At 63.9% G+C, this 10453-nt stretch carries 6 protein-coding genes; 5 read left to right on the forward strand and 1 reads right to left on the reverse strand.

The window, feature by feature from the left end; all coding sequences use genetic code 11:
* The first annotated feature begins 565 nt into the window (after nt 1-565).
* Nucleotides 566-2860 carry a catalase/peroxidase HPI gene (katG, locus tag J2S97_RS23715; RefSeq protein WP_307052382.1) on the forward strand — a complete coding sequence of 765 codons (2295 nt, stop codon included), beginning with the start codon at nt 566-568 and terminating at the stop codon, nt 2858-2860.
* Nucleotides 2861-3351: 491 nt separating this feature from the next.
* Here katG and J2S97_RS23720 read toward each other — a convergent pair whose 3' ends face one another.
* Nucleotides 3352-4284: a LysR family transcriptional regulator gene (locus J2S97_RS23720; RefSeq protein ID WP_307052383.1), complete on the reverse strand. Its 933-nt coding sequence runs from the start codon at nt 4282-4284 to the stop codon at nt 3352-3354.
* 161 nt (nt 4285-4445) lie between these two features.
* On the opposite strand from J2S97_RS23720, the gene J2S97_RS23725 reads away from it, so the two are divergent.
* From J2S97_RS23725 to J2S97_RS23740, 4 genes are all read left to right on the forward strand, one after another.
* Nucleotides 4446-5747 carry an aromatic ring-hydroxylating oxygenase subunit alpha gene (locus tag J2S97_RS23725; RefSeq protein ID WP_307052384.1) on the forward strand — a complete coding sequence of 434 codons (1302 nt, stop codon included), beginning with the start codon at nt 4446-4448 and terminating at the stop codon, nt 5745-5747.
* Nucleotides 5744-7159, forward strand: coding sequence for a ferredoxin reductase (locus J2S97_RS23730; RefSeq protein ID WP_307052385.1), 1416 nt, complete (start codon nt 5744-5746; stop codon nt 7157-7159). Before J2S97_RS23725 ends, J2S97_RS23730 begins: the two co-directional genes overlap by 4 nt.
* Nucleotides 7160-7494: 335 nt before the next feature.
* Entirely contained in the window at nt 7495-8712 is a 1218-nt protein-coding gene (fdhA, locus tag J2S97_RS23735) for a formaldehyde dehydrogenase, glutathione-independent (protein ID WP_307052386.1), read from the forward strand.
* Between the two features lie 479 nt (nt 8713-9191).
* A partial coding sequence (locus tag J2S97_RS23740; RefSeq protein WP_307052387.1) for a BCCT family transporter occupies nt 9192-10453 on the forward strand: 1262 nt, incomplete at its 3' end.

Raw genomic sequence — 10453 nt, forward strand, 5'->3', positions numbered from 1 at the left:
CGGGGGCTGCACCTGCCACCACGACGAAAACCGCCCCGGCTCGTACATTGACAGCGACCTCGGCCCCCGCTGACCGCGACTGCACCGGCCACGCCCTGAATAGGAATCCTTGGTGCCATGGCCGTAGTCGCCAGCACTGCCGGCGTCGCCTCCACCTTGTGCGACAGCCACAATAGACGCCATCACACAGGGGAATGACAGGGCGTCGCCCTTGGATGGGTGCTGCCTACCGTCTCTGCTTCTCTACTACTGCGGGGTAGAGAGTCTGTAAGGCTTGCTCGGCGTCTCGCAATAGAAGTCAAACACCGCGAACTCTCTCCTGGTCCGGCAGAGACGCCCAACGGACCACATTGGCCATCTCAGCCAGGGCAAACAGGGCCAGGCGGCCGCAATGGCGCTCGGCCCGTTCCTCCATGGCCTCCGCAATCGCCACGATCAGCGCGGTAGTCAGGGGATGTGCCCTTGGCGACGGGGGCTCTCCCCGCACACCCGTTCATGGTCAAATGGGAGGGTTGCACCGGCTGCCCGAGTCCGACCACGGCCTCGGCCATATGGAAGGAAGCACATGACCGATCCACAGGAAAACCCCCCGGTCCCCACCCCCGGAAGCGCCCAGGGCCTCGACAGCAAGGTTGAGGGCGGATGCCCGGTGGCCCACGGCAGCGTCACCTCGCACGGCAGTGAGAGTGAGAACCCGGCGATCGATTCGCCGCAGCCCAAGGCGCACCGGCCGCGGACCGTCGCCGACTGGTGGCCGAACCAGCTGGACCTCAGCGTTCTCCACACCCACAACCCGGCGGGCAACCCGCTCGGGCCCTCGTTCAGCTACCGTGACGAGTTCCAGAAGCTAGACGTCGAGGCGCTCAAGCAGGACATCATCCAGGTGCTGACCACCTCCCAGGACTGGTGGCCTGCGGACTTCGGCCACTACGGCGGCCTGATGATCCGGATGAGCTGGCATGCAGCCGGCACCTACCGGGTCCATGATGGCCGCGGTGGTGCGGGGGACGGCAGCCAGCGGTTCGCGCCGCTGAACAGCTGGCCGGACAACGCCAACCTGGACAAGGCCCGAAGGCTCCTGTGGCCAGTAAAGCAGAAGTACGGTCAAAGGCTCTCTTGGGCTGACCTGCTCGTCCTCGCGGGCAACGTGGCCCTTGAGTCGATGGGCTTCAAGACGTTCGGCTTTGCATTCGGCCGCGAGGATGTGTGGGAGCCCGAGGAGATTTTCTGGGGGCCAGAGGACACGTGGCTCGGCGACGAACGCTACATCGGTGAAGGCCGGATGGCGCAGGAGGTCGGCTCCACCGAGATGGGGCTGATCTACGTCAACCCCGAGGGGCCGATGGGCAACCCGGACCCGCTCGCGGCGGCGGCGTTCATCCGCGAGACCTTCAAGCGCATGGCGATGAACGACGAGGAGACCGTCGCACTGATTGCCGGCGGACACACCTTCGGCAAGACCCACGGCGCCGGTGACGCCGACGCGCACGTCGGCCCAGAGCCTGAGGCCGGCGACCTTGAGACGCAGGGTCTGGGCTGGCTCAGCACCTATGGGACCGGCAAAGGGGCTGACACCATCACGTCCGGACTTGAGGTCACCTGGACGGACCGGCCGACCGAGTGGAGCAACCGTTTCTTCGAGATCCTGTTCGAGCATGAGTGGGAGCTTGTCAAGAGTCCCGCCGGCGCTCACCAATGGGTGGCCAAGGATGCCCCGCAGATCATTCCGGATGCGCACGACCCGGAGAAGAAGCACCGGCCCACGATGCTCACCACGGATCTGTCGCTGCGCATGGATCCCGCTTATGAGAAGATCTCGCGGCGCTTCCTCGAGAATCCGGAGGAGTTCGCGCTGGCGTTCGCCAAGGCCTGGTACAAGCTGCTGCACCGCGACATGGGTCCGGTCGGACCCCACATGCTCGGACCGTGGGTCCCTGCGCCGCAGCTTTGGCAGGATCCCGTTCCGGCGGTCGACCACAAGCTGATCGACGAGCAGGCCATTGCCTCGCTCAAAGCCCAGCTCCTGGACTCGGGCCTGTCCGTCTCGCAGCTGGCCAGCACGGCATGGGCCGCGGCGGCCACATTCCGCAAGACCGACAGGCGCGGCGGAGCCAATGGGGCACGGATCCGACTGGAACCCCAGCGTGGCTGGGAGGTCAACGAGCCCGAGCCGCTGGCCACGGCGCTGCAAACGATCGAGACGGTACAGCAGCAGTTCAACTCCGCCCAGGCCGACGGCATGAAGGTCTCGCTTGCAGACCTGATCGTCCTCGGCGGCTGCGCAGCAGTGGAGAAGGCCGCGACGGACGCCGGTTTCGAGGTCACCGTGCCATTCCGGCCCGGGCGCACCGACGCATCCCCGGACCAGACCGACATCGAGTCATTCCAATACCTGCAGCCGCGGGCAGACGGGTTCCGCAACTACGTACGCCCCGGGGGGAAGCTCCAGCCGGAGACCCTCCTGCTCGACAAGGCGTACCTGCTGGACCTCTCCGCGCCGGAGATGACAGCGCTCGTCGGTGGCATGCGTGCACTCGACACCAACGTCGGCGGCTCTGCCCACGGCGTCCTTACCGACAGGCCACAGGTCCTGACGAACGACTTCTTCGTCAACCTGCTCTCCCCGGGCACCCGGTGGAAGGCATCGGAGGGGGAGGAGAACGTCTACGAAATCAGAGACGTCACCACCGGTGAGCTGAAGTGGACCGCCACGCCGGTGGACCTGGTCTTCGGCTCCAACTCCCAGCTCCGGGCATTGGCCGAGGTCTACGCCAGCGAGGACGCCAAGGAGAAATTCGTCAACGACTTCGTAGCGGCCTGGGTCAAGGTCATGGAGCTCGACCGCTTCGACCTGGACTGACCGATGGCTCCGGGCCGGCCGCAGATGCAGCACCGTGACCGCAACGCGACCGCGGGGCCCTAGCGGGCCACCGCATCGTCACCGTCTAAGCATAAAACGCACTTCTGTCCTCACGACCGATCATCAACGTGCGGCCGGGATTGCGCCCCGGGCCGCCCAAGCCATCGCAATCACGGTCCCTGACCGCGTACCCGCATAGGCCATACACCAACGCCCCGCCCTCCATCTGGCGGGTTTTAGCGGTCGTTGCAACACAAATTGATTTTGGGAGTTGCAACGACCGTGTCGCCTCTAGCGGGAGAGGCCCTCATCAAGACACCGGGAGTGGTTACAGCCCGCAAACGGCCCTTTTGTGGGCCGGTTGTGTGCACACTCTGGCTCATCCTGGGGCCGCGGGCCCGCCTAGTGCGGCGCAGAAGGCCGGCAGCTCGGACGTGTCGCCACCTTCTGGACCCACTCGCCCGTCGGCAACGAAGCGCGGCCATGCGATTTCAGAGATCGTCTTCGGGTCGGGCGGCGAGGATCCGATTGGCGCTGACCTGCAGGATGCCGAGCGACTCCTGGATCAGGGGCGATGCGATGCTGCCCCTGCGAACCGCAGCGACAATGCGGCGCGTGGGCTTCCCTTTGCCAGTAATGCGCAGTCGAACCACGTTTTCGGCACTACGCAGGGGTGCCAGCCGCGGCAGCAGGCCCACGCCCAGCCCCGCACCAACGAAGGCGATCTGGGTTTCCCATTCAACGGCCTCATGGGCAATCCGCGGTGTCACCCCGACTGCCGTGAACGCAGCGGTGAATAGGGAATGGTAGGTGGACCCGGCGGCCTCGGTGATCCAGGGTTCCGACGCCAGTTCTTCGAGGGTCACCGTTTCCCGCGATGCCAACGGATGGTCGGCGGGAATGATCACGTCCAGGGGATCGTCGAGCAGAACGGTCTGTTCGAAGCGCGGATCGTCCTCAACATAGGTGTCGGACTGCATGGCAACAATGACCGCAAGGTCGATTCGCTCGGCAACCAACAAGTCGAAGCAGCGGGCCGGGTTGGCCTCGAGTACCTGCACCTCCAGAAGGGGGCGTGTCGAGCGCAGGGTGGCGGCCAGCGGTGCGAGCAGCTGGGCGGCCGCCGTGGAGAATCCGCCGAGGCCAAAACGGGACGGCACTTGGTCGCCAGCCTCCATGGCTGCTGCGCGCAGGCGCTCCCATTCGGTAATGAGGGTGTCCGAGCCGGCCACGAGAAAGCGGCCCGTGGCAGTCAGCCGCACGCCCCGGCCGTCCTTCGTCAGCAGCTGCATTCCAAGCACGCGCTGGAGCTCCCGCAGTTGCGCGGAGACGGCGGAAGGGGAATAGCCCGTGAGCTCCGCGGTTGCGCCAATGGTGCCGCACCGGGCAAACACCCGAAGTGTGATGAGTCTCGCATCGATCATGCACCTATTGTGCACGGTTATCTTCCAAATGTTCCGCTTTTGTTGCGGTTCAATCATCCCTAATCTCATGAGTACAAGGTTTTCGACAACGCCGCTCGCACCCCACGCAGCCGTGGTCCCGACGAAACACACACTTACCCACGCCTCCCGGGAGGAAACACATGTCTGCTCCAGTCTTGCCCCTCAACTCACGCGGAAAACTCGCTTCATCCTTGCCTGCAGCGCAGCTGGCGGAAATCAGCGAGTTGTTCGAGTTCCGGCGCAAGGGATATTCCCTCGATGCCCCCTTCTACACCGATCCCACGATTTTCAAAATCGACATGGAAGCCATTTTTGGCCAGCACTGGATCTTTGCCGCCAGCATCGCCGAACTGCCGGAGCCTGGCGACTACGTCACCGTCGACTACGGTCCCTACTCCCTGATCGTGCTGCGTAACGACGACGGCGGCGTGAACGTCCTGCACAACGTATGCCGGCACCGCGGCGCCCGCGTCCTGACCGAGCCCGCGGGGTCAACTGGAAACCTCGTCTGCGGCTACCACTCTTGGACATACTCCCCAGAGGGCAATCTGATCCACGCCTCGGCACCTGGGGAAACGAAGTTCGACAAGGGCTGCTTCGGCCTCAAGCGCGCACACAGCCGCGTGGTCGCCGGACTCATCTTCGTCTGCATTGCGGACGAACCGCCGGCGGATTTTGACGAAACCGCTAAGATCTTCGAGCCTTACCTCGCGCCCCACGATCTGTCGAAGACGAAAATCGCCTACCAGCAGAACATCGTCGAGGAGGGCAACTGGAAGCTCGTCATGGAGAACAACCGTGAGTGCTACCACTGTGACGGCCACCCGGAGCTCGCCTGCTCCCTCTTTCCCACCTGGGGCCTGACGGAGGGCCTGATCCCGGCCCACCTTGAGGAAGTATGGGACCGCAACAAGGAAGCACAGTCCTCGCTCGAGGAACGTTGCCGCCGCTATGGCCTTCCCTATGAGGTCGTCGAAGAGCTTGACACGCGCATAGCGGGAATCCGCATCTCCAGGGAATCGCTCGACGGCGACGGCGAATCGTTCTCGCCCGATGGGCACAGGCTCTCCAAGAAGCTGCTCGGCGACTTGCGGGACTTCCGCCTTGGCCGCTGCTCGATGCACCTGCAGCCCAACAGTTGGTTCCACTTCCTGGGGGATCACGTCATCACGTTCGGCGTCTTCCCCATCAACGAACACCAGTCCCTGGTACGCACCACCTGGCTGGTAGCTGACGACGCCGAGGAAGGCGTCGACTACGATCTGGACAAACTCACCTACACCTGGAAGCAGACCAATCTGCAGGACAAGGCGTTCGTGGAGCTGTGCCAGACGGGCGCGGGCAGCCCCGCCTACGAGCCCGGCCCTTACATGAAGAGCGAGTACCAGGTCGAGGCGTTCATCAACTGGTACGTGCAGCGCGTGCAGGAGCACTTGGCATGATGGAACTCCTCACTGAGAAGGCAATTCAGGAACCACAGCGCATTCGCGGTCTTGAGATGCCGTGGAACAGGGTAATGGGCAGCACCGAGGGACCCGCCCGCGCCGCCCACGCATTGGGCCCCTGGCATCCGCAGGAGTTCATGGCAGAATGCGTCGAAACCATTCCCGAGGTGGGCGGAATGATGACTTTCGTGTTCCGCCGCTGCGACGGTGCGCCCCTGGCGTTCCGTGCGGGCCAGTACGTGAACGTCGCCTTTCCCGTGAACGGCGAGGACCAGGATCCGGTGGACCGCAGCTACTCGCTGTCCAGTTCGCCCACGCAGCCGTGGACCTTCGACATCACAGTCAAATGCGACCCCACTGGACTCGTCTCACCGTGGGTGCACCAGAACGTCAAACCTGGCACCGTCCTCGAGATGCTCGGACCGGTCGGGGCATTCCACCTGCCCGATGCCGACCGGCGGGCACGGTACCTCTTGCTGGCCGCCGGCGCAGGCATCACCCCCATCATGTCGATGTTGCGGACCATCCACTCCCTGCCCGGAACGGCCGATGTCGTGGTGCTCTACCACGGAGCAGAGGCCGGAGAATTTGCCTTCCACCAGGAGCTGGCCTACATCGCCTCCGTGGACTCGAGAGTCAAGGTCTTCTACGCCCTGGGCGACCGCAGTAAACCCGAAAGGTGGGAATGGCTCAGCGGAAGGCTGACGGCGGCCATGCTCGACGAGGTTGCCCCCGATGCCAACGGCCGCCAGGTCTATGCCTGCGGCCCCGAAGGTTACCTGAACACCGCCACCGAGCTGCTGGGGAAGGTCGGCGTCGACGACACCTCCATCAACATGGAATTCTTCACGGGAGATCGTCAGACGATCCTTGAATACCAGGCGGAGCTCGCGTTTGCAGTGGACATTGCGGAGGAAATCGCCGAGGAAATCGCCGATTCCGCCGAGGACTACTATGAAAGCCAGCCCACCGCGTTCGGGCTCTACGAGCCCGGCTACGACGCCGATGGAACCCTGAAGGCCACGGGGCTGCCACTGGAAACCGTCGACCCGGACGCGCCCGGTCCCGAAGCCCCCGACGACAGTCCGGACGCGCGGCCGGAGGCCGGGTCCCCCGATGCCTCGACCTTCGACACGGTCGGAACAGGAAGCCTCACCCTGTCCTTCATGCGCACCGGCATCAATGTGCGCATCGACCCCACCGAACACATCCTCGGGGCGGCCCAGCGTGCGGGCGTCAGGATCGGCGCGAACTGCAAGGAAGGCATGTGCGGCTCCTGCAAGGTCGTCAAGCTTTCCGGGGAGGTCGAGATGAACCACCAGGGCGGGATCCGGGCACGGGAAATCGACGCAGGCAAGTTCCTGCCCTGCTGCTCCACCGCACGGACCGACATGGTGATCGATGCCTAGTCGCTTCCAGCTGCTCTAGGCCGGACAGCATCAGGGATTGTTTTCACGGCAGGGATACAAGTGCGAGAAGGCCACGCGTGGCGTTTCGCTTGCCCCTATGATCCGTGGGCTCGCCCGACCACATCGTTCCTTCCCGGGACATTAGATGCACCACCGGCTTGAGGCATGTGCGATCAGATGCCCGGCCACCAAACCCCCGTCCATCGCCGCAGTCAGCCTGAACGCTTTCATTGCCTGTAGCGATATGCGCTGCACGTATCAAACTACCTCACAGACAGTCTGATGCGACCAACATCACTGTGAGCGTTCGATCGCCAACCCATAGGAGCCATTCAATGTCAGGTAACAAAGCCGTTGCATACAAGGCACCGGGGATCGTGGAAATCATCGATACCCCGTTTCCCACCTTTGAACTGCAGGCCGGCCCCGGCGTCAATCCCGTCAATGTCGGCCGGAAGGTCCCGCATGGGGTCATTCTGCGCACCGTGAGCACCAACATCTGCGGCTCGGACCAGCACATGGTTCGTGGCCGCACGACCGCCCCGGCCGGTCTCGTCCTGGGGCACGAGATCACCGGGGAAGTCATCGAGACCGGGCCTGACGTCGAGTTCATCAAGGTCGGGGACATTGTCTCGGTCCCCTTCAACATCTCCTGTGGGCGCTGCCGGAACTGCAAAGAGGGCAAGACCGGAATCTGCCTGAACGTGAACCCGGACCGTCCCGGGTCCGCCTACGGCTATGTTGACATGGGCGGATGGGTCGGGGGGCAGGCGGAGTTCGTCCTGGTCCCGTATGCGGACTGGAACCTGTTGCGGTTCCCTGATCGGGACCAGGCCCTGGAGAAGATCATGGACCTGACCATGCTCTCGGATATCCTCCCGACCGGTTTCCACGGGGCCGTCACTGCAGGTGTCGGCGTCGGGTCCACCGTCTATGTTGCCGGGGCCGGTCCCGTGGGGCTTGCCGCGGCGGCCAGCGCGCAACTGCTGGGGGCCGCGGTGGTCATCGTGGGGGATCTCAATGAGGATCGCCTGGCCCAGGCCCGATCCTTTGGCTGCGAAACCGTCAATGTGGCCAACGGCGACCCGGCTGACCAGATCGAGCAGCTTCTCGGCGTCCGGGAGGTCGATGCCGGTATCGACGCGGTCGGTTTCGAGGCCCGCGGACACGGACACGGTGCCGGGGCCCAGGAGGCGCCGGCCGCCGTGCTCAATTCGTTGATGGACCTTACCGCCGCCGGCGGCTCCCTGGGCATTCCCGGCCTTTATGTCACCGGGGATCCGGGTGCCGCGGACGAGGCGGCCCAGAAGGGCAGCCTGTCCCTGTCCCTGGGCACCGGCTGGGCGAAGTCCCTCTCCTTCGCGACGGGCCAGTGCCCGGTGATGAAGTACAACCGGCAGCTGATGATGGCGATCCTGCATGACAGGATCCAGATCGCCAAGGCGGTCAACGCCACGGCCATTTCGCTCCAGGATGCCCCGCGGGGGTACGCGGAATTCGATGCCGGAGCCGCCACGAAGTATGTCCTGGACCCGAACGGCTACCTAAACTAGTCCGAGGAAACGTGTTGATCCCTGCGGAACGATCGGAGGCTTCCGGCCATCACCTAAGCAAACTTGATCCCTGACCCCAAAGAGGTGCCCCATGCACAAGGTCTGCCCGGTCAGTGAACTCGCTGCCGGGGAGGCGCTACGGCTCGATACTGCTCCGCCAATCGCCGTCTTCCACGCTTAAGCCGGTGAGATCTTCGCCATCGATGACACGTGTGCCCACCAGGATGCCTCGCTGGCCGATTGCTATGTAGAGAACTGTTGGGTCAGTGACCGCTTCAGGCCTCCAGGTTCAACCTCCGCACCGGAGCCCCGGATGCACCCCCGGCCAAACTGCCGATCCGGACGCACGAAGTGCAAATCGTCGACGGCAACATCATGGTCCTTGAATCGGAGGAGGTCCCCAACCTTCCCCCCGGGCTCACCCCTCAAGCCCATGTTTTAACCGCAAGCCCATGATCCACCGAGCAAAGGATTCGCTCATGGCTATAAGCAATGACTTAAAACCCTTAACCCCCGAGGAGTTGCCTGCTGACAACGCTTTGGCAGAGGCTCCCCCCAACGAAAAGCCCGAAATTACGCGAAACACCAAAACAGTCATTGGTGTCCCCGCGGGAGAAAACACCAACCCCGCTGTCCTCGATCCGGAGGACGGAGCCGCAGAGGGCCTGCCGGATTCTGAAGAGTACGACCAGATCCTCGAAGAGCTTCGAACTGCCAGGACCGAGCAGGCCGTTTCGGCACGCCGGAACCATAGGCTCATTCTCGACAAGGTCACGTTCGGGATCACTGGCGTCATCGCCGTCGCCTTTGTGGTCTGGGGCTTTGTCGGCCGGGATAGCCTCGCCTCGTCCTCTACGGTTGCCCTGAACTGGGTCATGGAGTACACCGGATGGCTGTTCATGCTCCTGGCCTCGCTCTTCGTGGTCTTTGTCCTGTGGCTGGCCCTGGGCAAGTTCGGCAACATCCCGCTGGGCAAGGATGGCGAAAAACCCGAATTCCGTACCGTCTCCTGGGTGTCCATGATGTTTGCCGCCGGCATGGGCATCGGGCTGATGTTCTATGGCGTGGCCGAACCGCTCTACCACTACATCTCTCCCCCGCCCGGAACCGTGGACGGACGGACTCCCGAAGCCATCCAGACTGCCATGGCCACCTCCATCTTCCACTGGACACTGCACCCGTGGGCCATGTACGCGGTGGTAGGCATCGCCATGGCCTACGGCTCCTACCGCCTGGGCCGCAGGCAACTGATCTCTGTCGCCTTCACGTCGCTCTTCGGCGTCAGGAGGGTCGAAGGGCCAATCGGGAAGTTCATCAACATCCTGGCCATATTCGCCACCTTGTTTGGTACCGCTGCATCGTTGGGCCTGGGCGCCCTGCAGATCGGCAGCGGCATGACCTCCAACGGCTGGTTCGGCGAAATCGGCACCCCCGTGCTCGTGGCGATCGTCGCGGTCCTGACCTTATGCTTCGTCGCTTCGGCCGTCTCCGGCATCAGCCGCGGCATCCAGTGGCTCTCCAACATCAACATGGTCCTGGCCGTCGTCCTCGCACTGATCGTCTTCATTGCCGGCCCCACCCTGTTCATCCTCAACCTGATCCCCTCCGCGGTCGGCGACTACGCCCGCGACCTGGCCGAAATGTCTTCCCGGACCGAAGCGGTCGGCGATGAGGCCCTGCGGAGCTGGATGACCAGCTGGACCATCTTCTACTGGGCCTGGTGGATCTCCTGGACGCCCTT

The sequence above is a fragment of the Arthrobacter oryzae genome (assembly GCF_030812315.1).
In the GTDB taxonomy this organism is placed as follows: Bacteria; Actinomycetota; Actinomycetes; order Actinomycetales; family Micrococcaceae; genus Arthrobacter; species Arthrobacter oryzae_B.